The following is a 24,234-nucleotide window of genomic DNA, read 5'->3' on the forward strand; positions in this document are numbered from 1 at the left end:
CCGAGGAGAAGATATGCGGCCTTTCAAAGTGCTACAGCGACCTTGGTTCGTCGGAGACGCTGCAGGGAGCCGCTCCCGGCCCCTAGGAGAATACAATACCTGTAATAATTATGTTCGCCATCGACAGAGGAAGCAAGACCTTCCACCCGATCGCCATCAGCTGGTCGTAGCGATAGCGCGGGAAGGTGAAGCGAAACCACATGAACAGATAGACGAAGAACGCCACCTTGAGCATGAACCAGAGGAGCGGCGGCAATGGGATCAGCACACCGTTCCAGCCTCCAAAGAACAGGATGACCGAAAGGACCGACACGAGCAGCATGATGACGTATTCGCTGATCATGAAGAATGCGAATCGGATGCCGCTGTATTCGGTGTGGAATCCGGCCCCCAGATCGCCTTCCGCTTCCGCCAGGTCGAAGGGAATGCGCTGCGCTTCAGCCAGCCCCGCAACGAAGAACACGAAGAACCCGACTGGTTGGTAAACGATGTTCCAAACATCGGCCTGAGCCCGGACGATATCCAGAAGGCTCATGGATTGCGCCAGCATCACCACGCCGATGACAGCGAACCCCATCGGGATCTCGTAGCTGATCATCTGCGCGCAGGTCCTGAGGCTGCCCAGCACCGCATATTTGCTGTTCGCGGCCCAGCCGCCGAAGATGACGCCATAAACCTCGAGCCCGATCACCGCGAAGACGAAAAGCAACGCCACGTTCATATTGGAAACGTAAAGCGAGATCTCGTTGCCGAGCACCGAGACGGTCTCGCCGAAGGGGATCGCGACGAACACCACAAAGGGCGGGGCGAGCGCGAGGATCGGCGCCAGCTTAAACAGGAAGCGGTCGGCTTCGGCCGGGATGTGGTCCTCTTTGGTCAGGAGCTTGATGCCGTCCGCCAACGGTTGCAACAGTCCGTGCCACCCGACGCGCATCGGCCCCATCCGTTGCTGCATGTGCCCGGCGATCTTGCGTTCCAGCCAGGTCAGCGGCAAGGGCAAGAGCAGCAGCATCGCGATCAGCAATGCGATCTTGAAGACGATCACGCCAAGGGCGACGATAAGTTCCATGTCCGCGGCTTTATCCAACGGTTGAAACACGTGGCCGGATTTTGGCGCCGGCCATGCACTGGCAATCTGCGCGCTTGTCTATTGCATGTTTCCTTAAATCATAGCCGATTTCGGGATAAAAACATGCAGTAATTCAAAGGGCTACAGCGGCCATTGTGCGTCTGAAAGGACGCACGGCGCTGTAGCTGCAGGGTACAACGGCGGGGCACGACACACAATGCCACGACAGTTCTGCCGCGGCGGCCTGCGGCATGTCGGCTCCGGGCGTCACCAGCGCGCGAGAGTCAACGATCCCATAGGCGACTTTTCCCGACAATTTGATCCGGTGCAAGGTCGCGAGGCTGTCGCCGATCTAGGATATAATACCGCGGGTCATCGGCCATCGGCGACGAACGCCGGTGGCTTCGAACGGTTCTGAAGGCCCTGACGGGAAGGAGGAGTCCATGATACCGACTGGATTACTGCGTTCGGCCGCTGTTGCCGGTCTCATCGCCCTTGGCGCAACTGCTGGCGCTAGTGCGCAAACCACCGAGAGCGAAGAGCGTCGGCCCGAGGCGTCACCCGAAGCGGAGGCGCAGTCCTCCAGCCCCGAAGGCAGGATGAGGGAAGGCGATCAGCCGCGCGAGCGGGACATGATGGGCCAGGATATGATGGGTAGGGGCATGATGGGGCGCATGCCGATGATGGCCATGCGCGGGCACATGATGAAGATAATGTTCGCCATCGCCGATGCGGATGGAGACGGCAGCCTCTCTTTCGATGAGGTGACGGCTATCCACAAACGAATCTTCGACAACGTAGATACCAACAAGGACGGCAAGGTTTCTACCGAAGAGATTCAGGCATTCATGCGGTCCTAAAGCGCGTCGCGTTCAATCGGACTCATGCGACGCGCTTTAGGTCCTTGTTTTTATGCATGTCGTTGTCCCAAAACCGCTGCACACTTTTGGGCGACATGCAGGTCACGATGATTTGGGTCGAAGCGACCCAAAATCCTGAACGTGATCGAGTCTGAAGAGTTAGCGCGGGTGAAAACCGCTCGCGCTTTCCTCATAGCGCGCGGACCGGAAGGATGTTCGGTCTTGGCAAGGCATCTCTTGCGGATGGAGCTTTGTCCTCCTTGGTGACCGTCGCTGCCAATTGACGCTTGAAAGGCGGCATGCATTCCGCCCGCCGATTCCTTTTACGCGTGGCGGAATTGCGATTGGCCTCTATTTCCACATGCCGCGCATGCGCGCGGCGACGTCGAGCCGGATCTGCAGAGCGTTGCGCTCACCGGTCGTCGGGCTGGCCAGGGGCCATGTTGCGGTCTCGAAGAATTGCAGGAGCGTCGCAGGAATAAAGCGCGTCCGGCTCGCATAGACATGGCGATCGCCCTGGGCGTGCTGGCCACCGGTGAAGAAGCGCTGCGGGACCACCAGCGTCAGGCTGTCCTTGGCGCGGGTCATCCCGACATAGAGCAGCCGCCGCTCTTCTTCGAGATCATGCGTCGTCCCAGTTGCGAGGTCAGACGGAATGCAGCCGTCGACCACGTTGAGCATGAAGACGGCGCGCCATTCCTGTCCTTTGGCTGAATGAATGGTCGACAGGATCAGATAGTCCTCGTCGAGAAGCGGCACGCCCGCCTGGTCGCTGGTCGCATCCGGTGGATCGAGCGTCAGTTCCGTCAGAAAACGTTCGCGGCTCGGATAGCCGGAAGCGATCTGCTCAAGTTGCAGAAGATCGGCCTTCCGTGTCTCGCCGTCCTCGTGGATGCGATCGAGATGCGGCTCGTACCAGGTGCGCACCATGGCGATTTCCGCGGGCCACCCGGACCGGCGGAGGCCCTGAAGCAGTTCTACGAGACGCGCCCAGTCGTCCCCGCTCTTGGGCGGAGAAGGGACCTCGCCGAGCGCCATCAGCGGCTCGGGGTCGGCCGCGATCGCGTCCAGGATCTTGCCGGCGGTTTGTGGCCCGATTCCGGGGAGCATCTGAAGCAGCCGAAATCCGGCGACGCGGTCACGTGGGTTCTGTGCGAAACGCAGCACCGCGAGCATGTCCTTCACATGGGCCGAGTCGAGGAATTTGAGACCACCGAACTTCACGAAGGGGATGTTGCGGCGGGTGAGCTCCACCTCGAGAGGACCGCTGTGGTTCGAGGCGCGAAACAGAACGGCCTGCTGCTTCAAACGCATTCCAGTCTCACGGTTGGCGAGGACCTGCTCGACGATATAGTTCGCCTGATCGCTCTCATCCTTGACCGTCAGCAGCTTCGGACGCTCCGCCGACTGTCTGTCCGTCCAGAGATTCTTGGTGAACCGCTCGCGTGCAAGCTCGATGACGCCATTGGCGGCCGCAAGGATCGTTTGCGTCGAACGGTAGTTCCGATCGAGCGTGATGACGTCGGCAGGCGGGGAGAACTCCTTCGGAAAATCGAGGATGTTGCGAACGGTCGCCGCCCGAAAGGAATAGATGGACTGCGCGTCGTCGCCGACGACCGTCAGGCCGCGCCCGCCGGGCTTCAGCGCCATCAGGACCGAAGACTGCAGCTTGTTGGTGTCCTGGTATTCGTCCACAAGCACATGGTCGAACCGGCCGCCGATATCGATGGCGAGTGATGGGTCGGTCACCATCTGCTCCCAATAGAGAAGCAGGTCGTCGTAGTCGAGAACGTTCTGCGCCTGCTTGGCTTCGACGTATCCGGCGAACAGCGCCTTCAACTGGTCCTCCCAGCCGGAAACCCATGGATACCAATTCCGGAGCACGTCGTTCAGCGGCAGCTGCGAATTCACCGTCCGCGAGTAGATCGCCAGGCACGTGCCCTTCGTCGGAAACCTGCTTTCGGTCTTCGAGAATCCGAGCTCGTGGCGGACGAGGTTCATCAGGTCGGCGCTGTCCTCCCGGTCGTGGACGGTGAAATCAACGTTCAGGCCGATCTGTTCGGCATAGATTCTCAGCAGGCGCGCCCCGATGCCGTGAAATGTGCCGGCCCAGGCGAGGGCGTCCGTCATCACGCCGGAGCCGGCACCAAGTACCTGGGCACAGATGCGCTCGACACGGCGCGACATTTCAGCCGCGGCCCTGCGCGAAAAGGTCATGAGAAGGATGCGGCGGGGATCTGCTCCATTGACGATCAGGTGAGCGACCCGGTGAGCCAGCGTGTTGGTCTTCCCCGATCCCGCTCCGGCGATAATCAGCAATGGTCCGCCGACAATGCCGTGGTCCGGTCCGATACCATGTTCGACGGCGCGGCGCTGCCTGTCGTTCAGTTTTTCAAGGTAAGCTGCGCTCATTCGCCTGCCATGTTCGTTCCGCAATGAGTCCGGCTCAGCACATAGCTGATCGCCGTCGGCAGTGGGTGACGTCAAGCTGAAAAAGGACAAGCGTGGCAAAAGCCCCCAGCAAATGAACATTTCTACGGCGGTGCGCGGCTTTTTAAGACGCACAAAGGTCGCGGGCACACCCCGAATTGCGGCAAACATGCAGCGGCCATTGTTAGAACGGCCGGCTCGGCTCCCTCACCACATTGGGCCACATTCGGCGGATAACGATGCGCACGCACGTTGCCGCTCCCGACCTCAATCGCGCGGGAGCCTGCCGAGCAACAGCTCATTTCCCTCGCCATTTCCGCATCGCCGACATTTCAGCATGCCTGCAATGGCCATCAAGGATGTGCCACCACCGCGCGTTCTGGCAATCTGACGACGGTCAACTGGAGCCTGATGCCGACACTTCCCGCACCTGGCAACGAGCACATACCATTCGGGCAGCGTCTCCAAGGTGGAGGCGGATTCTGCGGTATCCCCGCGCGGTGCCAGGTCGATTCCCCGCCGATGCCGCATCGTCATTCATCAAGGCTTGGCCGCCATCCGCGCGGCAATCCGCGGCTGCTGCGCGAGTAAGCCGCCGGCGGCGCAGGTGTCTGCAATCTGCAAGGAAAGTTGCGACCGCGGCCTTTGCATCCTCATCGTGCCTGCCGGGATCGCTTCGACCTGCTGTCCGCGACAACTGCTTCTTCGGCTTCCCGGATACACGAGCTTAACTGTCCAGATTGAGCGAAAGCTGCACGCCGCCGCGCTTCAGCGCGGGCAGGGGCGGGGTCAGTTGAATCCGCCCGAAAATCTGTCTCCGCCGTTCTTCCTCGCGCTCTCGCCGGACGCGAGACGCAGCGACGACGGCCATGGCGCGGTTTATGACTTCTTCGGTATGGGTCATGATAATCCTCCGAATGTTCACGTTATGTTCTCATTCGGGCACCGCGTTGTCAAGCTCCGTCTAAAAGGCCTCGTGAGTGCTTCGTGATGGCGAACCGGGCACCTCAGGTTGCCGATTCAATGGAATTGTGGTTCGGATTTTCTCAGCTGGGTTGGTGGCGTGCTCAACCCGAAGCGTGGTCCCGGCGAATTGCCGGGACCCGTATTTGCGTACCGACCCCTTACGTGCGGAAACGGCGGCTTCGGCCAGGATCAGACGAGATCGAAGCGATCGGCGTTCATCACCTTGTTCCAGGCTGCCACGAAATCGCGCACGAACTTCTTGGGCGCATCCTCCTGCGCGTAGACTTCCGCGATCGCACGGAGCACGGAGTTCGAACCAAAGACGAGGTCGACGCGGGTGCCGGTCCACTTGACTTCGCCGCTCTTGCGGTCGCGTCCCTCGAACACATCCTGAGCTTCCGCCGAAGCCTTCCACTCCGTGCCCATGTCGAGCAGGTTCACGAAGAAGTCGTTGGTGAGCGCCCCGGGACGCTTGGTGAAGACGCCGTGCTGGGACTCTCCGACATTCGCGTTCAGCACGCGCAAGCCGCCGACGAGGACGGTCATCTCCGGCGCCGTCAGCGTCAGGAGTTGCGCCTTGTCGACCAGCAGCTCCTCTGCCGAAACGGCATATCGGGCCTTCTGGTAGTTGCGGAAGCCGTCGGCGATCGGCTCGAGGACGGCAAAGGATTCCGCATCGGTCTGCTCCTGCGATGCATCCGTGCGGCCCGGCGCGAAGGGAACCTCCACATCGTGCCCGGCGGCCTTTGCGGCCTCCTCGATCGCGGCGGCGCCGCCAAGCACGATCAGGTCGGCGAGGGAAACCTTCTTGCCGCCGGACTGCGCCTCGTTGAAGGCCTTCTGGATGCCTTCAAGGGTTTCCAGCACTTTTGCAAGCTGGGCGGGCTGGTTGACTTCCCAATCCTTCTGGGGGCTGAGGCGGATGCGCGCGCCGTTCGCCCCGCCACGCTTGTCGGAGCCGCGGAAGGTCGAAGCCGACGCCCAGGCGGTCGAGACCAGATCGGAGACAGAGAGACCCGATGCGAGGATCTTGGCCTTGAGGTCGGCAATGTCAGCTGCGTCGACCAGGGGATGATCGACGGCCGGGACCGGATCCTGCCAGATCAGCTCCTCTGCCGGGACCTCTGGGCCGAGATAGCGCGCGCGCGGACCCATGTCGCGGTGCGTCAGCTTGAACCATGCCCGGGCAAAGGCGTCCGCGAACTGATCCGGATTCTCGTAGAAGCGCCTTGCGATCTTCTCGTAGACTGGGTCGACCCTGAGCGCGAGGTCGGTGGTCAACATGGACGGCGCGTGACGCTTCGACGGGTCGTGTGCATCCGGTATGGAATTGGCGCCCGCACCATTCTTCGGTTTCCACTGGTGCGCGCCGGCCGGGCTCTTGGTCAGCTCCCACTCATAGCCGAACAGGTTCCAGAAGAAGTTGTTGCTCCACTTCGTCGGCGTCGAAGTCCATGTGACTTCAAGGCCGCTGGTGATGGTATCGCCGCCCTTGCCGCTGCCGTAACTGCTCTTCCAGCCGAGGCCCTGCTCCTCGATGCCGGCGCCCTCGGGCTCCGGGCCGACAAGCGCGGCATCGCCCGCGCCGTGGGTCTTGCCGAAGGTATGGCCGCCGGCGATGAGGGCGACGGTCTCCTCGTCGTTCATGGCCATGCGGGAGAACGTCTCGCGGATGTCGCGGGCGGCCGCGACCGGATCGGGGTTACCGTTCGGTCCTTCCGGATTGACGTAGATCAGACCCATCTGCACGGCGGCAAGGGGGTTCTCGAGCTCCCGGTCACCCGTGTAGCGCTTGTCGCCGAGCCACTCGGTCTCCATGCCCCAATAGATGTCTTCCTCCGGCTCCCAGACGTCGGCACGGCCGCCGCCGAAGCCGAAGGTCTTGAAGCCCATCGACTCCAGCGCACAGTTTCCGGCGAGGATCATCAGGTCGGCCCAGGAGATGCTCTTGCCGTGTTTCTGCTTGATCGGCCAGAGCAGCCGGCGCGCCTTGTCGAGGTTGGCATTGTCCGGCCAGCTGTTCAGCGGCGCAAAACGCTGCGTGCCGGAAGATGCGCCGCCGCGGCCATCGCCGGTGCGGTAGGTGCCCGCGCTATGCCAGGCCATGCGGATGAGAAGCGGGCCATAATGGCCGAAGTCGGCCGGCCACCAGTCTTGGCTGTCCTTCATCAGCGCGTAGAGATCCTGCTTGACGGCATTCAGGTCGAGCTTCTTGAACTCCTCGGCGTAATCGAACGCCTCGCCCATCGGATTGGAGAGTGGCGAATTCTGGTGAAGAACTTTCAGGTTCAACTGGTTAGGCCACCAGTCGCGGCTCGACGTGCCGTGCACGACCGGGCAGCGGCCCGTTTTTTCGGCTTTTGCGTCCATTTCGGTCTCCCATTGTGATTGCGCGAATTTCGCTGGTTCGGTTTCATGGCCAGCGCAAGCGCGCCAGGCACATGGATATCCTTTTGCTTGAGGTCCTCCCGGGAAAAGACCCCTGAAACAAACAGCCTTGAGTGCCAACGCTGAGTGGCCAGGACATCGATGACCTTTCCACCGTCGGAGTTCGAGGCGGTGACGTTGGCTGTCTTCTCTGCAGCTTAATCACTCTAGCAAATGGGTTTCATTAATTTAAGTTGGATTTCCTGATCGCTGCGATAACATGCGGTTATGATCAATTTCACACTCAAGCAGCTTCGCTATTTCGAGGCATTGGCACGATACGGCCATTTCGGGCGCGCGGCGGATGCCTGCGCGATCTCTCAGCCCGCATTGTCGGTGCAGATCAAGGAACTGGAGCAAGCGCTGGGCACGGAGCTGTTTGAAAGAGGCGCGCGTCAGGTGCGGCTCAGCAGCTTCGGAGAAGTGCTTGCCCAGCGCGTGCGCGACATCCTGCGTTCCGTCGATGAAATCGGAGACCTGGCGCGCGCCTCGCAGGACCGTCTGGCGGGACGGCTGCGGATCGGCGTCATCCCGACGGTCGCACCCTACCTGCTGCCTCGGATAATAGGCAATCTCACCCGCGTGTATGAAGGGCTCGATATCAACGTGCGCGAGACGCTGACGTCGAAGCTGGTTCAGGACCTGTTGGAGGGTCGGCTCGACACGGCCATTGTGGCGCTGCCGATATCCGAACCGTCCTTGACCGAGGTTGCGCTGTTCGAGGAGAATTTCGTGCTGGTTCGGTCGGATGAGGATGAGGGAAAGCCGGTGCCCGGTCGCGAAAGATTGCGTGAAATGCGGCTGCTTCTCCTGGAGGAGGGGCATTGCTTTCGCGATCAGGCCCTGTCGTTCTGCAATATGCGCTCGGCGCTGCCGCGGGAATTGCTGGACGGTAGCTCTCTATCCACGCTGGTTCAAATGGTCAGCGCCGGCATCGGTGTTACTCTGATCCCGGAAATGGCCGTGCCGGTGGAAACGCGCTCGGCGTCCGTGTCTGTTGCCCGCTTCGAGAATCCCCAGCCCTCGCGCACAATCGGCATGATCTGGCGCAAGACGAGCCCCTTGGCCAAACAGCTCCTGCAGATTTCGGAAGTCGTTCGTCAGTCCGCGGGCACGATGCAGGCGAGCAGCGAAATCTGATCTCTTTGCGGCGGAATGCCCGGCCGGAATTAGCGGCCGGGCATAGGAGATTACGCGTTGAGCGTTTTTGAGAACGGCATGACGCGGATCCGCTTGCCGAGCGCCTTGTAGGCGGCGTTGGCAACGGCCGGGCCGATCGGCGGAACGCCGGGTTCGCCGATGCCGGAGGGCGGATTGGCCGAGGGCACGATGTGGACCTCGACCTTTGGCATGGCGTCGATCCTGAGCGGCGTATACATGTCGAAATTGCCCTGATCGACCTTGCCATCCGTCAGCGTGATTTCCTCGCCCAATATGGCCCCGAGCCCGAAGCCGATGCCGCCTTCCACTTGGGCGCGGACCTGGTCGGGGTTGATCGCGAGACCGCAATCGACGGCAGCGACCACGCGCTCGACCTTGATGCCGCCATTCCCATCGGTCGAAACCTCGGCGATCTCGGCCACCACGGAGCCGAAACTTTCGGCGAGGGCGACACCGCGGAAGCGACCTTCGGCGAGCGGCTTCTGCCATTCCGCCTTTTCCGCCGCGAGCTTCAGGACCTTCGCGTGACGCGAGTCCGGTTCGAGCATGGAGAGGCGGAACTCGACCGGATCGCTTCCCGCCGCCTCGGCGGCCTCGTCGAGGAACGTTTCTGCCGCGAAGGCGGTGTGGGTCGAGCCGACGGAGCGCCACCACAGGACCGGAACGCCGACGTCGGTAGTCGTAAGCCCGACCGTCTGGTTCGGAATGGCGTAGGGCAGGTTGTGGGCGCCTTCGACCGAGGTCGGGTCGACGCCATTCTGGATCATGCCCTGGAAGGCGGTCTTCGCCACGATGGACTGGCCGACGATATGATCGTCCCAAGCCACGAGCTTTCCGTTCTCGTCTAGCCCGGCTTTGAGGCTGTGCACGTAGGCGGGCCGATAGCGGCCGGCGTGCATGTCGTCCTCGCGGGTCCATTGCACCTTTACAGGCGCGCGGAACCCGATGGCCTTGGCCGCATAGACGGACTCAACGACGACATCGCCGTCGAACACCGCCCGCCGGCCGAAGCTGCCGCCGGACTTCATGACGTTGAGGCGCACCTTTTCCGGAGCAATGCCAGCAATCTCGGCGGAAAGGCGCTGATAGACGTCCGGGAACTGATGCCCGCCCCAGATCTCGAGCGTGCCGTCCTCGTTCATGCGCGCGACCGCGTTCAAGGGCTCCATCGCCGCATGAGCGAGATAGGGGAATTCGAAGCTTCCCTCGATGACCTTTGCCGCGCTCGCGAAGGCGGCCTCGGCGTCGCCGTCCTTGCGGGCGACCGCCGCTGGCGGGTTCTCCGCCAGATCGCGGTACATGGACATGAGCTCATCCGTGCCGCGCTTTTCCGCCGCCGTCTCGTCCCATTCGACGGTGACGGCGTCACGGCCCTTGATCGCCACCCACATGTGCTCGCCGATCACGGCAATGCCGCGCGGCGTTTCGACGACGTCGACCACGCCCTTGATAGCCTTTGCGGCCGAAGCATCGAAGGACTTCACCTTCGCCCCGAAAACCGGCGGATGGATCATCACCGCGGTCAGCATGCCCGGCAGCTTGACATCGATTGTGTATTGCTCCGTGCCGTTCGCCTTGCGGGCGCTGTCGAAGCGTTTCAGCTTGCCATTGCCGATGAGCTTCCAGTCGCCCGGCTGTTTCAGCGTTACGTCCGCGGGCACCGGCATGGTCGCGGCCTTGGCGGCAAACTCGCCGAAGCCGCCGCTCTTGCCGGAGGCATGGGCGAGGCGACCGTTGTCGACCGTGATCTCCGCCGCGTCGACGCCCCATTCGGCGGCGGCGGCGGCGACGAGCATCGCCCGGGCGGCAGCACCCGCCTTGCGGTAGCGCTCCCAGGACGAGGCCATCGAGGTCGAACCGCCCGTCCCCTGGATAGCGCCGCCAAAGGCGATATTGCCATAGGCCTGCACATTGCCGGCGGCGCCCTTGACTTCGATCGTCGACCAATCGGCATCGAGCTCTTCCGCCACGAGCGTGGCGATGCCGTTATAGGAGCCCTGGCCCATCTCGAACTGCGACGAAAGGACGGTCACCTTTCCATCACCGTCGATCGTCACATAGGGGGAAAAGGCATGTGCCCCGTCGTCCGCCGCGGTCTCGGCCGCGGCCGCCGGCGAGGCGGTGAGCAGGCGAAAACCGACGGCGATGCCTGTGCCGGCCGCAAGCGCGCCGATGAGGAACTGCCGCCGAGATGTCTCGATCCGCGGGGCGGAGAGGGTGAGCGATTGCATCAGTTTCGGGATCATGACTCAAGCCTCCAAACGCTTTGCGGCTTCGTGGATGCCGGCACGGATCCGGTGATAGGTGGCGCAACGACAGAGATTGCCCGACATTGCCGCGTCGATGTCCGTGTCGCTGGGTTTTGGATTGCTGGTCAAGAGTTCCGTCGCCGACATGATCTGTCCCGACTGACAGTAGCCGCATTGCGGAACGTCGAGGTCGGCCCAAACCGCCTGCACCGTTTCCGCGACCTTGCCCTTGAGCCCCTCGATGGTGGTCACCTCAGCCCCTTCGATGTCGCCGATGAGCGTCTGACAGGACCGGACCGGCGCGCCGTCGACATAGACGGTGCAGGCGCCGCATTGTGCCATGCCGCACCCGAACTTCGTGCCTTTTAGCCCCACAAGATCGCGGATCACCCAAAGAAGCGGCATATCCGCCTCGGCTTCGACCGAGTGCTTGACGCCGTTGATCGTCACAATTGCCATGGTGGTCTCCTCGCGTTAGGCGCAGCTCTCGGCATTTGGGAGATGCCGCTTCATGCGCCGCAGCCATTCGCCAGGCTGCGGTCAAAGCTTAGAAGACCATTCCGCAGCCCGGTAGAGTCGATCCTGTCGCATTATTGCCTATTTCTGTCGACATGACGCGATTGTGATCATGGTGACGCCGCGGTGTCGTGCCCAGCGAATCGATTTAGGCGCCGCACCGCGCCGTTTTCTAGTCGATCGAGTCGCGTCTGTTCGGCTCGCTGGAGCTCAGGATTGACCTGATATCCCTTATCGGCGGATGACCGAAAGCACGTCGATATTCCCGGCTGAATTGCGTCGGGCTCTCATAACCGACACGTGCGGCGGCCGTCGCTGCATCGAGCGACTGCGAAAGCATCAGGTCCCGCGCGTGGTGCAGCCGCAGGTGCTTCTGGAACTGCAGCGGACTCATTGCGGTCATGGCGCGAAAATGGTGATGGAGCGTCGATACGCCCATGTTCGCAACTTCCGCCAGCTCCTCGATGCGCAGCGGCCGGGCATAATTTTCCTTCAGCCAGGCCACCGCCTTTGCCACGCGGTTGCTGTTGGTGCCGACGAGCGCGAAGCGCCGAAGCCGTGCCCCTTGCTCGCCGGTAAGCAGCCGGTAGAGGATCTCATTGTGAATATGACTGGCGAGGAAAGGGATGTCCGCCGGCGAGTTTATGAGCAAAATCAGCCGCAACAGGGCGTCATACAATTCCGGTGTCGCGGCGCCGACGACGACACCGAGGTCGCGCTCGGGCATATCCCCCGGCTGTATGTCGTAGTCGGTGATGATCCTGCGCAGTTTCTCCAGATCGAGCCGCAGCGTCGCGGCCACATAGGGTTCGCTCTTGGTCGCCTCGCAGATCTGTCCAGTCATCGGCAAGCCGATGGCGGTCACGAAGAAGCAGGACTCGTCGTAGACGAGCGTTTCGTTGCCGACCTTGATGCGCTTGCTTCCCTTGACGATCAGCGACAGGCTCGGTTCCGAGACACTGGAAAACGGGCCGGCCGGCTCGATGATGCGGTAGAGGACGAGCCCTGGGATCGGGTGGCTGCAGCGTACACCGTCCCACGGCAGTTGCGAGAGCTTGTCGAGAATTTGCGCCCGAAGGGGCGCCGTTTCTTCGCGCAGGTCGCGCTTCTGCATGCTTGCCTCGCTCCATTGCCGTCTCTTCATTGGACTTCAACCACTAAGCTTATCACAATATTTTGATCTCGGCACGATTAGGCAACCGCCAACGATCTACACTACCGCATCGCTCCGGGAAGCAAACTGGGCGACCAACCCGCTTCCTCAAGGTTTCAGGCGCGATTGTCTGGCGGCGCAGCCCGCTCGACATAGTCCGCCCGGTTGATGCCGTGACGTTGCAGCTTGTCATAAAAGGTCTTGCGGGGAATGCCGAGCGCTTCCAGCGTTTCCTTGACGTCGCCCCGATGCGCCGTCAGGGCTTCCTTCAAGATCTCGGCCTCGTAGCGCTCCAGCCGCTCCGGAAGCGATGCCCCGGCGTCGGCCGCTGGCGGGAGCGGGTTGCCGAGGTTTCCTTCAACGCCAAGCGCCACACGCTCGGCAAAATGCGACAGTTCGCGCACATTGCCGGGCCAGGAATGCGACATCAGGTGTTGCTGGACAGCCGGAGAAACCGATGGAACGTCACGCTCGAAACGTTCCGCCGCCCGGCTCAGGAAATGCGAGAAGAGCAGCGGGATGTCCTCGCGCCGCTCGCGCAACGGCGGGATCGAAAGCGTCACGACATTCAGCCGGTAGTAGAGGTCCTCACGAAAGTCGCCGCGCTCCGCCGGATCGCCGAGGTCGACCTTGGCAGCGGCAACGACCCGGATGTCGACCGGCCGTGTCTCGTTGGTGCCGAGCGGGGTGATCTCGCGCGCTTCAAGTACACGCAGCATCTTGACCTGGGTTGCCGGCGGCATCGCCTCGATCTCGTCGAGAAACAGCGTGCCGCCGCTTGCATGCTCGATCCGGCCGATCCGCTTTTTCACGGCTCCGGTGAAGGCGCCCGGCTCGTGGCCGAAGAGCTCGCTCTCGATCACCGTTTCGGGGAGGGCGCCGCAGTTGAGCGCCACGAAATTGCCATTGCTGCGCCGGCTCCACTGGTGCAGGAGGGTCGCAACGACCTCCTTGCCGCTGCCGGTCTCGCCGGCGACCAGCACATCGACGTCGGTGTCAGCGATGTGTTTCAACGTCTGCCGCAGCCGTTCCATCACCGGCGTCTGGCCGATCAGCGGCAGGCTGTCGGAGGCGGCTTCCGCGGCGCGTCGGAGCGCACGGTTTTCCATCACCAGGCGACGCTTCTCCACGGCGCGCCGCGCGCTCTGGACGAGCCGATCGGCGGCAAAGGGCTTGGCAATGAAATCATAGACCCCATCCTGAATGGCCTGGACCGCCATCGGGATATCGCCATGTCCGGTGACCAGAATGACGGGAAGGTCCGGGTCGAGGGCGGCCACCTTCTGGAAGAAAGCAAGCCCATCGAGACCCGGCATGCGGATGTCGCTGATGACGACCCCGTCGAATTCGGGGCTCAGGGCTCCAAGAGCTTCGACCGCGCTGGCGAAGGGCGAGACCGTAAAGCCGGCAAGCTCAAGGGTCTGCTGCATCGCCTTGCGCAAGTCGCGGTCGTCGTCGATCAGGAAAACGGATGCGGCGTCGCTCATTGCGTTTGAGCCTTTTTCAAATGGACTGTGAATGTGGTTCCGGAGGCGCCAGTCTCAACCGCGATGTCGCCGCCGTAGTCGACGACGATCTCCTTGGAGATCGCTAGCCCGAGACCGAGCCCGTCGTCCTTCGACGTATTGAAGGGCGTGAAAAGCTCATCGCGAACACCCTCCGGAATGCCGGGACCATTGTCGGCGACCGTCAGCTCAATGCCGCGCTCCGTTTCCGCGCACCGCACCCTGATCTCGCCGTTCTCGGCGTCGCCGAGCGCTTCCAGTGCGTTCTGGAGAAGATTGATCAGCACCTGTTCCAGGCGAATGCGGTTGCCCATGACCTTCAGGCCGTTGGGAGGAAGGGAGATCCGGATCGTATCCATGCGGCCGGCAAAGCGGCTGCGAAGCAAGAGCATCGCCCCTTCGATCACGTCCCGCATCTCGGTCGGTTCGGCGACGAAATTTCCCTTGCGGGCGAACCGGCGCAATTCGTCGGTGATTGTCCCGACGCGTTCGGTAAGCTCGGCGATGCTGGTAAGGTTTTCCGCTGCGGTCGCGCTTTGGCCGCGATCGAGGAAGGTGCGGGCGTTGTCCGCATAGGCGCGGATCGTGGCGACGGGCTGGTTTATTTCGTGCGCGACGCCGGCGGCGACCTGCCCGAGGATCGCCAGCCGGTTGGCCTGCACGAGATCCTGCTGAACGGCCTGCAGTTTTTCGGTCGTCTGGCGATGGTCGGCGATTTCCGTTTCGAGGCGGTCGCGGGCCATGGTGAGGTCACGCGTCCGCTCCTCGACGCGCGCCTCGAGCTCGATGCGTGCCGCGCGTTCCGCCGCCGAACGCAAGGCGACCGTCTGGCGCCGGCGCATGAGAAAGGCGGCAAGCGCGAGCAGGGGAACCAGGATCGCGAGCATCTGCAGCCTTGCATTGCGTGCGCCTGCCGACAGCGCGGCGGTCAGCGGCGACAATTGTTCCAACCGCCAGTTCGTCGACGGCACCATCGTTTCGACGCGCAGGAACATCTCGGGGCGGCTGCCCGGGAGCAGGCCATTGAGGGTGGAGGAGCCATCGGCCTTTGCTTCGATTTGGCTGAAGGGCAGCGGCAATAAGGGCGCGTCGCCGAATTGCAGGCTTTCGCGGATCGACGCCAGACGGTCCTCGGGAATTTGCTTCGTCGTCATGAAGCGCCAGGAGGGGATGCTGGTGATGAGGACGATGCCTCGTCGGTCGGTGACATAGACGGGCTTGCCCGTGCTCGCCCAATCGGCTTCGACGCCGTCGAACTCGAGCTTGGCGACGATGACTCCGATCCGCCCCGCAGGTCCGTCGATCCGCCGGGAAATGTAGAGGCCCGGGCGTTTGCTGACCGACCCCATGGCAAAATGCTCCGCCTGACCATCACGGATCGCCAGGCGGAAATAGTCGCGAAAACCATAATTGCTGCCGACGAAACTTGTCGGCTCTCGCCAATTGCTCGCGGCGATGGCGACGCCGTCCACTCCGATCAGATAGACGACCGCGGCGCCGGCACTTGCGGCAAGCTCCTCGAGCTTGCGGTTGATCTGGTCGAGCGAGCGGGCATCCGGCGTCAGAAGCGACTGGCGGATCGCCGTGTCGTCGGCGAGCACCAGCGGCAGCGCGCGCTGTTTTTCGACGACGGCGCGCAACAGCGACGCCTTGAGGCTGGCGTCGATGCGGCTTTGTTCAGCGAGCGCGCTGAGCGCATTTGTCCGGCCATATTCCCCGGCGACGACCAAGCCCAACGCGATGAGCGCGAGTGCGACCAGGGTGAAAACCAGCCAAAGCCGCCGGGCGCGGCGCTGGAGATCGCCGAGATCATTTTTGAGGGGAATGGTCATGGCGGCATTGTGCATCTTTTCGCCCAGCATGCCAATTCGTCTGTGCGGATTTCCGCCCACTCCAGCGCAGATCCACGGACGCTTAAAATTAAAGAGCTTAGGAATCAATAGGTTGTTCATGCGCGTCCAATCTGGCACGCCCGTTGCAACTCCTTCCGCATGGCAGCGGGTGCTGTCGTTCTTCGGAAAAGTGGCCTGGGAGGCCCGGCCCCTTGCCGGACTAGGCTCGTGGAGGATTATCATGATCGCAGAACATTCCGCGGAGATCCGCGGCAAGACACCCCTTTATCGGCATCTCTATGTCCAGGTCCTCGCGGCGATCGCTGCGGGCATCTTGCTCGGCCATTTCTATCCGGATGTCGGCACCGAGCTCAAGCCGCTGGGCGACGCCTTCATCAGGCTCGTCAAGATGATCATCGCGCCGGTCATCTTCCTAACGGTCGCGACCGGTATTGCCGGCATGACCGATCTCGCCAAGGTCGGGCGCGTCGCCGGCAAGGCAATGATCTACTTCCTGACCTTCTCCACGCTCGCGCTCATCGTCGGTCTCGTGGTCGCGAATGTGGTCCAGCCTGGCTCCGGCATGCATATCGATCCGGCCTCGCTCGATGTGAAGGCGGTCACGACCTATACCGAGAAGGCGCATGAGCAGTCGGTCACCGGCTTTCTCATGAATATCATTCCGACGACGCTGATCAGTGCTTTCGCCGAGGGCGACATCCTGCAGGTGCTGTTCATCTCGGTTCTGTTCGGCGTCGCACTTGCGATGGTCGGCGAAAAAGGCCAGCCGGTGGTCGATTTCCTGCATGCGCTGACGCTGCCGATTTTCCGTCTGGTGGCGATCCTGATGAAGGCCGCTCCGATCGGCGCCTTCGGTGCGATGGCCTTCACCATCGGCAAGTACGGCGTGGCGTCGATTGCCAACCTCGCCATGCTGATCGGCACCTTCTATCTCACCTCCCTCCTCTTTGTCTTCATCGTTCTTGGCGCCGTGGCGCGCTATAACGGCTTCTCGATCGTCGCGCTCATCCGCTACATCAAGGAAGAACTGCTGCTGGTGCTCGGAACGTCCTCCTCGGAGGCGGCGCTGCCGGGCCTGATGAACAAGATGGAGAAGGCAGGCTGCAAGCGCTCGGTGGTGGGCCTCGTCATCCCGACCGGCTATTCCTTCAACCTCGATGGCACCAACATCTACATGACGCTCGCCGCGCTCTTCATCGCGCAGGCGACCGACATCCCGCTCTCCTTCGGTGACCAGATCCTGCTGTTGCTCGTCGCCATGCTGAGCTCGAAGGGCGCTGCCGGAATCACCGGCGCGGGCTTCATCACGCTGGCCGCGACGCTCTCGGTCGTCCCCTCCGTACCGGTCGCGGGTATGGCGCTGATCCTCGGCATCGACCGCTTCATGTCGGAATGCCGCGCGCTCACCAATTTCGTCGGCAACGCGGTCGCGACGGTCGTTGTGGCGAAATGGGAAGGCGAACTGGATCAGGCGCAACTCTCCGCCGCACTCGGCGGGGAGACGTCGATCGACACCATTCCGGCGGTCGTCCAACCGGCCGAATAACTTGCCTCCCAGGGCAAGCCTGCACGCAAGTGCAGTTTGGCGCGGTCTGGTTTTCCAGACCGCGCTTTTTTGCCGCCTCAGAGGGGGTAAAGCATTGGCAATCCCCTGAGCGTTCTTCTTGAGAAGGTTCGTGGCGATGGGTCCACGACACGACCAAGTCAAATCCCGTGCAGGACCTGCGTCGCCTTGACGGCGGCCGATGCCCGGTTTTCGACGCCGAGCTTCACGTAGATCTGTTCCAGATGCTTGGTGACCGTGCGGGCGCTTAAGCCGAGGATCTCGCCGATATCGCGGTTGGATTTGCCCTTGGCGATCCACAGCAGTACCTCGGATTCGCGCTGCGTCAGCAGGAAATGCTGGCGCAGCATCTCGTCGTCGCTCATGCCGTTCTCGGCGGTCAGGCGGAAGAGGTATTCGTTGGAGCCGATGGCGCCGAGATAGGAAATCTGCAAGCCCGTCTGCCCCGCCTGCTGCAGGGTAAAGCTGGCCTGACCGGAGCCATGCTTTTCACGCTGCCGCATCCATTCGGCGATGCGGGCGGTCACCACCGCAAGCCCGTCGTCGCTTCCCGTTGCAGCATTGACGAGGCGCGTCGCCTGCGGCGTCGACCAGCGGACGCCGCCGTCGCCGCGCACGGCAAGCAGGTGCCGCCCGGCCGCATCGAGCGCAACCCGGGCGCTCTGGGCGGAACGCGCGTTGGAGAGATGGACGCGAATGCGGGCCCGCAGTTCGTCGATGTTGATAGGCTTCGTGAGATAGTCGACGCCGCCGGCTTCCAGCGCGCGTACCACGTGCTCCGTCTCGGTGAGCCCGGTCATGAAAACCACTGGAACCTGGGTGACGGAGGCGTTTGCCTTCAGTCGGATGCAGGTATCGAAACCGTCCATCCCGGGCATCACGGCGTCGAGCAGGATGATGTCGGGAGTGATGCGGTCGGCAATATTCAGGGCGGCGTTGCCGGAGGTGGCGATCAACACCGAAAAGCCGGATTGTTCCAGCGCTTCAGTCAGGAAGCCCAGCGCCTCTGGCGAATCGTCGACCAGAAGCACGATGTCGCGCGGATTGGCAGGGTCAGCCACGTGTCTCGGCCTCCCCTGCCGTCAACTGCTTCAGGAAAGCGTCGTAGCCGGAAAGGTCGAAGGCACGGACATAGGCGCGCACCGCCTCCGCAAAAGCCTGGTTCTCAGGGTTCAGGGCAATCTCCGTCAGCTTCGCGTCGATGCCCCTGACGTAGCCGATTTCCCCAAGCCGGATCAATTCCTCCACATGGTGGTGTCCGGGACTGGTCACAGGATCGGCCTTGCCATTGGCGTGCTTATTATCGTCCTCATGGATCCATTCGAGGCCGAGATGGATCGCCAGCTTGTCGACGAGCTGGCGAACCCCGAAGGGTTTGGCGAGCGTGTCGTTGTGACCGCCTGCGGTGCCGGCCGTCGATCCGTCGCCGATATTGGCCGACAGCATGATCGCCGGCGCGGTCTGGCCGCTCTCACGCAGTCGCGTCACCAGTTCCCAGCCATTCATGCCGGGCATGGAGATGTCGATCAGGAACAGGTCGGGCTTGATGTCCCCGATGAGCGTCAGGCAGTCCCGTCCGCTCGCCGCCGTCAGCACGGTGAAATCGAGCGGGGCCAGCACCTCGCGCATCAGATCGCGGTGATCCTCGTTGTCGTCGACGACAACGACGGTGCGGCGGGTGCCCTTGTAGGAGCGGATCCGGCGCACCGGGTCCTTGAGTGCGGCCGGCCGGTCGACGGCGGAGAGCATCAGGCGGACGCGGAAGACCGTGCCCTTGTCCCTTTCGCTGGTGACGGAAATCTCGCCACCGAGCGTCTGGGTGAGGAGGCGCGTGATGGTCAGGCCAAGCCCGAGCCCGGGCATGCGATGTTCCGCCTCGCCGCGCTGGAACGGATCGAAGATCCGCGGCAGGTCCTTGTCGCTGATGCCGCGGCCGCTGTCCTCGATCGTGAAGGTGGCAACCTGGTTGCGATAGCCGACGCCGAAGCGGATGCGGCCGCGTTCGGTGAACTTCAGCGCATTCGACAGCAGATTGACGAGGATCTGTCTCAGCCGCTTCTCGTCCGTTCGTACATATTGCGGCAGCGACGCTGCACGGTCGTGTTCGAAGGCGATGCCCTTGGCCTGGGCTTGCGGGCGGAACATGTCGACGATTTGATCGAGGAAATCGTGAATGTTGATTTCGTTGGAATAGACCTGCAGCTTGCCGGCTTCGATCTTGGATATATCGAGCAGGCCGTCGATGAGGCCCGAGAGGTGATCGGCGCTGCGCTTGATCACCTTGATCGCCCCCTGCCTTGTTGGCGGTATGGTCTCATCGCGCTCGAGGATTTGCGCATAGCCGAGCACGGCGTTGAGCGGCGTGCGCAGCTCGTGGCTCAAGCCCACGACATAGCGGCTCTTCGCCCGGTTCGCCGCTTCCGCAGCTTCCTTGGCGTTCTGCAAGGCGGCGTCGGTCTTCTTGTGCGCGGCGATCTCTTTCAGGAGCAGCGTGTTCTGGCGTGAGGACTCTTCCTCCGCCACGACGCGGCTGTCATGGGCGAGCACGTAGAACCAGCAGACGACGCCGGTGACGATTGCGAAGACGAAGAAGACGATCGCGACGGTACGCTCGACGACGGCCGCAGTCTCGGGCGAGGCGGCGGTCGTCTGATGCGCGATCATCGCGAGAATGAGGCCGATGCCGCTGATCGAGAGGACGGCGGAGATCGCGTAGCGGCCGAGCCTCGTGGCGAGCTTTGCGGTTACCGCCTCGGGCAGGATCGCCTTTGCGACCGTCGCGATCTGGGTGTTCAGCCGCGCTTTCGGCTTGCACATGTCGTGGCAGCGGCTGTCGAGCGAGCAGCAGAGCGAGCAGATCGGTGCGGCATAGGCCGGGCACCAGGCCATGTCTTCCGGCTCGAAGGGATGTTCGCAGATCGAGCAGGCGATCTCGCTCTCCCGGAACCAGCTCTTGCGCGGCTTGCGCGCGAGATAGAATTTACCCTCGGTCCACCAGGCGATCAGCGGCGAGGCGATGAAGGCCGTGACGAGGGCGATATAGGGGGCGAGCGAGGCGGCGATATCGCCGAAGGCGCCGAAATGCGCCGCGAGCGCAAGGACCGCCGAGATCCCCATGGTACCGAGCCCGACGGGATTGATGTCGTAGAGGTGCGCGCGCTTGAACTCGATGCCGGGTGGTGACAAGGCCAGCGGTTTGTTGACGAAGAGATCGGCCGAGATGGCGCAGAGCCAGGCCATGGCGATGATCGAGAAGATGCCGAGCGTCTCCTCGAGCAGCCGGTAGATGCCGAGCTCCATCAGGAGGAGCGCGATCGCCACGTTGAAGACCAGCCAGATGACGCGGCCGGGATGGCTGTGAGTGAGCCGCGAGAAGAAGTTCGACCAGGCAAGCGAGCCGGCATAGGCGTTCATCACATTGATCTTCAGCTGCGAGACGACGACAAAGGCGACCATCAAAAGAAGCGCTGCAGTGTCCGATGGGAAGATGTAGCCGAAGGCGGTGTAGTACATCTGCGACGGGTCGGCGGCCCGGGTCGAGGGCACGCCGTCGCTGAGCGCCAGTACGACGAGAAACGAACCGGCCAGCAGCTTCGGCGCGCCGACGATCACCCAGCCGGAGCCGGCGAGAAAGATCGCGATGCGGTGGTGCAGCTTCCTCTGGCCGTCCGGCGGCAGGAAGCGGAGGAAGTCGACCTGTTCGCCGATCTGCGCCATCAGCGCGAAGATCACCGCCGAGGCGGCGCCGAACTCGACGAGATCGAAGGGCGCGACGGTGCCGGAAGGGCCGGAGGCATGGTGGATGCCGGAATAAGCAAGCCAAAGCCCTACCTTTTCCCAATCGGCGAACGCGATGAAGGCGAAGGGCAGGATGTTGAGCACGATCCAGAAAGGTTGCGTCATCAGCTGGAACTTGCTGATCAGCCGGACGCCGTGGGTCACGAGCGGGATCACCACGACTGCGCTGACGATGTAGCCGATCCAGAGCGGTACGCCGAGGGCAAGCTCCAGCGCCCCGGACATGATCGACGCCTCGATCGCAAAGAGAATGAAGGTGAAGCTTGCATAGATCAGCGAGGTGATCGTCGAGCCGATATAGCCGAAGCTTGCGCCGCGCGTCAGAAGGTCGATGTCGACGCCATGGCGGATCGCGTAGCGGCTGATCGGCAGGCCGACGAGCAGGATCATGATGCTGGCGACGAGGATCGCGACGATCGCATTCGTCGTGCCGTAGGACATCGTGATGGCGCCGCCGATGGCTTCAAGCGCCAGGAAGGAGATCGCGCCGATCGCCGTCTGCGAGATGCGCTCGGAGGAAAAACGCCGCGCACTTTTGGCGGTAAACCGCAGCGCATAATCCTCAAGCGTCTGGTTGGCGACCCAGCGATTGTATTCTCGTCGAACGGGAATGATGCGCTGGCGTGCCGCCATGGTCCCTCGTCATCTCTTGCGCTGCCGGCAGACGCCAGTTTTCCTTTCGTAACACAGAGGGACGATGCATGAAATTGCTGCATTGCGGGAATGTTTCCGGCAAACCGGCCTGATCTGGGTCCGATGTCTTTCGTGGCGCCGACGGCAGGATGAATCTCGTAAGTCGTTATGGCATCGACGTAAGGCCGCCGTAGACGGAGGCGTTCAGTGTGATGGGAAGGGTGGGAAGCGGAAAGTTAGTTCAACGCGCTCGGTGCCAAACGATACCGTCCGGTTCCTTCTCCCAGGTTCACATCGACTTCGCCAGCAAACCAGTCGCCAGGGAGCGGAAGGCCTCGATAGCTTTCGGCAGGACATCTTTGGGATCGTCGCTCGCAGCGATCCAGAGAGCCGCATTGAGCGCTGCGCCGTTCAGTAGCCGGGCTGCAGCCTCAGCATCCATCGGCTTCATGATTCCTTGTTCCATCAGGCGTTCAACTGTCCGCCTTGTCGCCTGCAGGCAGCTGTTCTGAGTGGGCCATTGCGATGGATCACCAAGGACCGCCGGCCCGTCCAGCAGAACGATACGCTGCACTTCAGGATCGAGCGCCATTTCGATGTAGGCCACCCCTTCGGCCATCAGTCCTTCCCACTCGTCTTCTGAGTGGGCGCCCATCTCCTGCGCCCGCGTTGCCATCTCTGCGTCGATCTGATTGACAACGGCCGCCAGAAGCCCGCGCTTGTCCCCGAAATTGTGGTAGAGCGCCCCCCGGGTCAACCCCACCTCAGCGGTCAGATCGTCCATTGAAGCCGCGGCGTAACCCTTTTCGGCAAAGGCCTTTCGCGCGGCCGCGATCAGCTTTGCGCGGTTCGCTTCCATCGTCTCAGCTCGTTTCGCGGCCATCAGTCACTGCTCATTCATATACGCACCGTATGTGGATTGACATACGGTGCGTATGTGTGTTTGTTCTGTATACGCGCCGTATATCAAATTATGCAGCGGCGTGTGAAGCCCTCAAGGTGAAGGAATTAAATGATGACACAGCGCGACGCAGTATTCCCTGCCAATCGGCATGCCCTCTACGAAGCCCACGGCTATTCGGCTGCGATCCGCTCCGGGGGCCTTCTGTTTGTTTCGGGGCAGGTCGGCAGCCGCTCCGATGGAACTCCCGAGCCTGACTTCAAACGCCAGGTACAATTGGCCTTTGAAAACCTGCGGGCTACATTAGACGCGGCAGGCTGCACTTTCGACGATATCGTCGATGTGACCACGTTCCATACGGATCCCGAGAACCAGTTTGAAACCATCATGGCGGTCAAGAATCACATATTCGATAAACCGCCGTACCCGAACTGGACCGCAATCGGGGTGAACTGGCTTGCGGGTTTCGATTTCGAGATCAAGGTCATCGCGCGCATTCCTGAAAACGCATAGGTCTGCTCGGCCGGAGCGATTCCGGCACTCCGGCATCCAGTGGTGTAATCGGTGATTAGCGCGCACTCGTCACGGCGGTGTCGATGACGGCGAAGTCATGGGTGATGGTGGCGGTCTTCGCCAGCATCGCCGACGCCGAGCAGTATTTTTCCAGGGACAGAGCGATCGCACGCTCCACCTTTTTCGCCGCGAGGCCGCGCCCCTTCACCACAAAGTGCATATGGATGCGGGTAAAGACCCTCGGGTCCTGTTCGGCTCGCTCAGCGTCGAGCTCGACGGTGCAGTCCTCGACCGCCTCGCGGCCCTTTTCGAGGATGTGAACGACGTCATAGGCCGAGCAGCCGCCGGCCCCGATCAGCACCAGTTCCATCGGGCTCGGCCCGGGCGTTCGCCCCTCCGGCCCAGAGGCCGTTCCGAATACGAGTTTGTGACCGCTCCCGGACTCGCCGACAAACGTTCGCTCTTCAACCCATTTGATTCGTGCTTTCATGACCTTTCCCCTTGTGCTCAGGTGCAACAGCCGGACGGCGCTGAGATTTCCAATAACCGGAAACGTCATGCTGCGGCCAGACAGGCACCTCGATTTCGTCGACGATCGCGTTTCCACCATTCGGCGCGCTGAAGCGCTCGCCGCCC

At 62.4% G+C, this 24,234-nt stretch carries 17 protein-coding genes; 4 read left to right on the forward strand and 13 right to left on the reverse strand.

Annotated features, from left to right (window positions below):
* Window positions 1-82 precede the first annotated feature (82 nt).
* Window positions 83-1,069: an NADH-quinone oxidoreductase subunit NuoH gene (nuoH, locus tag PZN02_RS27855; RefSeq protein ID WP_280662174.1), complete on the reverse strand. Its 987-nt coding sequence runs from the start codon at window positions 1,067-1,069 to the stop codon at window positions 83-85.
* Window positions 1,070-1,512: 443 nt separating this feature from the next.
* Between nuoH and PZN02_RS27860 the strand changes: the two genes are divergently transcribed.
* Window positions 1,513-1,929 carry an EF-hand domain-containing protein gene (locus PZN02_RS27860; RefSeq protein ID WP_280662175.1) on the forward strand — a complete coding sequence of 139 codons (417 nt, stop codon included), beginning with the start codon at window positions 1,513-1,515 and terminating at the stop codon, window positions 1,927-1,929.
* A gap of 351 nt (window positions 1,930-2,280) precedes the next feature.
* On the opposite strand, the gene PZN02_RS27865 is transcribed toward PZN02_RS27860, so the two are convergent.
* From PZN02_RS27865 to katG, 3 genes are all read right to left on the reverse strand, one after another.
* The gene (locus PZN02_RS27865) at window positions 2,281-4,341 is read right to left on the reverse strand and encodes an ATP-dependent helicase (RefSeq protein WP_280662176.1); all 2,061 of its coding nucleotides are present in this window, start codon (window positions 4,339-4,341) and stop codon (window positions 2,281-2,283) included.
* A 745-nt stretch (window positions 4,342-5,086) separates the two neighbouring features.
* Window positions 5,087-5,263: a hypothetical protein gene (locus PZN02_RS27875; RefSeq protein WP_280662177.1), complete on the reverse strand. Its 177-nt coding sequence runs from the start codon at window positions 5,261-5,263 to the stop codon at window positions 5,087-5,089.
* A 251-nt stretch (window positions 5,264-5,514) separates the two neighbouring features.
* Window positions 5,515-7,695 carry a catalase/peroxidase HPI gene (gene katG / locus PZN02_RS27880; RefSeq protein ID WP_280662178.1) on the reverse strand — a complete coding sequence of 727 codons (2,181 nt, stop codon included), beginning with the start codon at window positions 7,693-7,695 and terminating at the stop codon, window positions 5,515-5,517.
* A 285-nt stretch (window positions 7,696-7,980) separates the two neighbouring features.
* On the opposite strand from katG, the gene PZN02_RS27885 reads away from it, so the two are divergent.
* Window positions 7,981-8,892, forward strand: a complete 912-nt coding sequence (locus PZN02_RS27885; RefSeq protein WP_280662179.1) for a hydrogen peroxide-inducible genes activator — start codon at window positions 7,981-7,983, stop codon at window positions 8,890-8,892.
* Window positions 8,893-8,942: 50 nt separating this feature from the next.
* Here the strand turns inward: PZN02_RS27885 and PZN02_RS27890 are convergent, their stop codons facing one another.
* The 5 genes from PZN02_RS27890 to PZN02_RS27910 form a co-directional block, all read right to left on the reverse strand.
* The gene (locus PZN02_RS27890) at window positions 8,943-11,159 is read right to left on the reverse strand and encodes a xanthine dehydrogenase family protein molybdopterin-binding subunit (protein ID WP_280662180.1); all 2,217 of its coding nucleotides are present in this window, start codon (window positions 11,157-11,159) and stop codon (window positions 8,943-8,945) included.
* A gap of 3 nt (window positions 11,160-11,162) precedes the next feature.
* On the reverse strand, window positions 11,163-11,621 hold the full coding sequence (locus tag PZN02_RS27895; protein ID WP_280662181.1) for a (2Fe-2S)-binding protein: 459 nt from the start codon (window positions 11,619-11,621) through the stop codon (window positions 11,163-11,165).
* Between the two features lie 229 nt (window positions 11,622-11,850).
* Window positions 11,851-12,792: an AraC family transcriptional regulator gene (locus tag PZN02_RS27900; protein ID WP_280662182.1), complete on the reverse strand. Its 942-nt coding sequence runs from the start codon at window positions 12,790-12,792 to the stop codon at window positions 11,851-11,853.
* Window positions 12,793-12,947: 155 nt separating this feature from the next.
* Window positions 12,948-14,318: a sigma-54-dependent transcriptional regulator gene (locus PZN02_RS27905; protein ID WP_280662183.1), complete on the reverse strand. Its 1,371-nt coding sequence runs from the start codon at window positions 14,316-14,318 to the stop codon at window positions 12,948-12,950.
* Window positions 14,315-16,183 (reverse strand): sensor histidine kinase, encoded by a 1,869-nt coding sequence (locus PZN02_RS27910; protein WP_280663303.1) that lies wholly within the window; start codon window positions 16,181-16,183, stop codon window positions 14,315-14,317. Before PZN02_RS27910 ends, PZN02_RS27905 begins: the two co-directional genes overlap by 4 nt.
* Before the next feature lie 226 nt (window positions 16,184-16,409).
* On the opposite strand from PZN02_RS27910, the gene PZN02_RS27915 reads away from it, so the two are divergent.
* Complete coding sequence (locus PZN02_RS27915) at window positions 16,410-17,735, forward strand: dicarboxylate/amino acid:cation symporter (RefSeq protein WP_280662184.1); 1,326 nt, start codon at window positions 16,410-16,412, stop codon at window positions 17,733-17,735.
* 158 nt (window positions 17,736-17,893) lie between these two features.
* Here the strand turns inward: PZN02_RS27915 and PZN02_RS27920 are convergent, their stop codons facing one another.
* The 3 genes from PZN02_RS27920 to PZN02_RS27930 form a co-directional block, all read right to left on the reverse strand.
* Window positions 17,894-18,814 carry a response regulator gene (locus PZN02_RS27920; RefSeq protein WP_280662185.1) on the reverse strand — a complete coding sequence of 307 codons (921 nt, stop codon included), beginning with the start codon at window positions 18,812-18,814 and terminating at the stop codon, window positions 17,894-17,896.
* The gene (locus PZN02_RS27925; RefSeq protein ID WP_280662186.1) at window positions 18,807-22,184 is read right to left on the reverse strand and encodes a hybrid sensor histidine kinase/response regulator; all 3,378 of its coding nucleotides are present in this window, start codon (window positions 22,182-22,184) and stop codon (window positions 18,807-18,809) included. Before PZN02_RS27925 ends, PZN02_RS27920 begins: the two co-directional genes overlap by 8 nt.
* Before the next feature lie 289 nt (window positions 22,185-22,473).
* A complete protein-coding gene (locus tag PZN02_RS27930; RefSeq protein WP_280662187.1) occupies window positions 22,474-23,067 on the reverse strand; it encodes a TetR/AcrR family transcriptional regulator in 594 nt (197 codons plus the stop codon).
* Window positions 23,068-23,199: 132 nt separating this feature from the next.
* On the opposite strand from PZN02_RS27930, the gene PZN02_RS27935 reads away from it, so the two are divergent.
* Window positions 23,200-23,598 carry a RidA family protein gene (locus PZN02_RS27935; RefSeq protein WP_280663304.1) on the forward strand — a complete coding sequence of 133 codons (399 nt, stop codon included), beginning with the start codon at window positions 23,200-23,202 and terminating at the stop codon, window positions 23,596-23,598.
* A gap of 55 nt (window positions 23,599-23,653) precedes the next feature.
* Here the strand turns inward: PZN02_RS27935 and PZN02_RS27940 are convergent, their stop codons facing one another.
* Window positions 23,654-24,088, reverse strand: a complete 435-nt coding sequence (locus tag PZN02_RS27940) for an OsmC family protein (protein WP_280662188.1) — start codon at window positions 24,086-24,088, stop codon at window positions 23,654-23,656.
* Window positions 24,089-24,234 lie beyond the last annotated feature (146 nt).

It is taken from the genome of Sinorhizobium garamanticum, assembly GCF_029892065.1.
In the GTDB taxonomy this organism is placed as follows: domain Bacteria; phylum Pseudomonadota; class Alphaproteobacteria; order Rhizobiales; family Rhizobiaceae; genus Sinorhizobium; species Sinorhizobium garamanticum.

Excerpts from the sequence above, each read along its gene's own strand:
- nuoH (WP_280662174.1), bottom strand. The coding sequence starts at position 1,069 with ATGGAACTTATCGTCGCCCTTGGCGTGATCGTCTTCAAGATCGCATTG.
- PZN02_RS27900 (WP_280662182.1), bottom strand. The coding sequence starts at position 12,792 with ATGCAGAAGCGCGACCTGCGCGAAGAAACGGCGCCCCTTCGGGCGCAA.
- PZN02_RS27905 (WP_280662183.1), bottom strand. The coding sequence starts at position 14,318 with ATGAGCGACGCCGCATCCGTTTTCCTGATCGACGACGACCGCGACTTG.
- PZN02_RS27875 (WP_280662177.1), bottom strand. The coding sequence starts at position 5,263 with ATGACCCATACCGAAGAAGTCATAAACCGCGCCATGGCCGTCGTCGCT.
- PZN02_RS27925 (WP_280662186.1), bottom strand. The coding sequence starts at position 22,184 with ATGGCGGCACGCCAGCGCATCATTCCCGTTCGACGAGAATACAATCGC.
- PZN02_RS27890 (WP_280662180.1), bottom strand. The coding sequence starts at position 11,159 with ATGATCCCGAAACTGATGCAATCGCTCACCCTCTCCGCCCCGCGGATC.
- PZN02_RS27865 (WP_280662176.1), bottom strand. The coding sequence starts at position 4,341 with ATGAGCGCAGCTTACCTTGAAAAACTGAACGACAGGCAGCGCCGCGCC.
- PZN02_RS27885 (WP_280662179.1), top strand. The coding sequence starts at position 7,981 with ATGATCAATTTCACACTCAAGCAGCTTCGCTATTTCGAGGCATTGGCA.
- PZN02_RS27940 (WP_280662188.1), bottom strand. The coding sequence starts at position 24,088 with ATGAAAGCACGAATCAAATGGGTTGAAGAGCGAACGTTTGTCGGCGAG.
- PZN02_RS27935 (WP_280663304.1), top strand. The coding sequence starts at position 23,200 with ATGACACAGCGCGACGCAGTATTCCCTGCCAATCGGCATGCCCTCTAC.
- PZN02_RS27860 (WP_280662175.1), top strand. The coding sequence starts at position 1,513 with ATGATACCGACTGGATTACTGCGTTCGGCCGCTGTTGCCGGTCTCATC.
- PZN02_RS27915 (WP_280662184.1), top strand. The coding sequence starts at position 16,410 with ATGATCGCAGAACATTCCGCGGAGATCCGCGGCAAGACACCCCTTTAT.
- PZN02_RS27895 (WP_280662181.1), bottom strand. The coding sequence starts at position 11,621 with ATGGCAATTGTGACGATCAACGGCGTCAAGCACTCGGTCGAAGCCGAG.
- PZN02_RS27930 (WP_280662187.1), bottom strand. The coding sequence starts at position 23,067 with ATGGCCGCGAAACGAGCTGAGACGATGGAAGCGAACCGCGCAAAGCTG.
- PZN02_RS27910 (WP_280663303.1), bottom strand. The coding sequence starts at position 16,183 with ATGCACAATGCCGCCATGACCATTCCCCTCAAAAATGATCTCGGCGAT.
- katG (WP_280662178.1), bottom strand. The coding sequence starts at position 7,695 with ATGGACGCAAAAGCCGAAAAAACGGGCCGCTGCCCGGTCGTGCACGGC.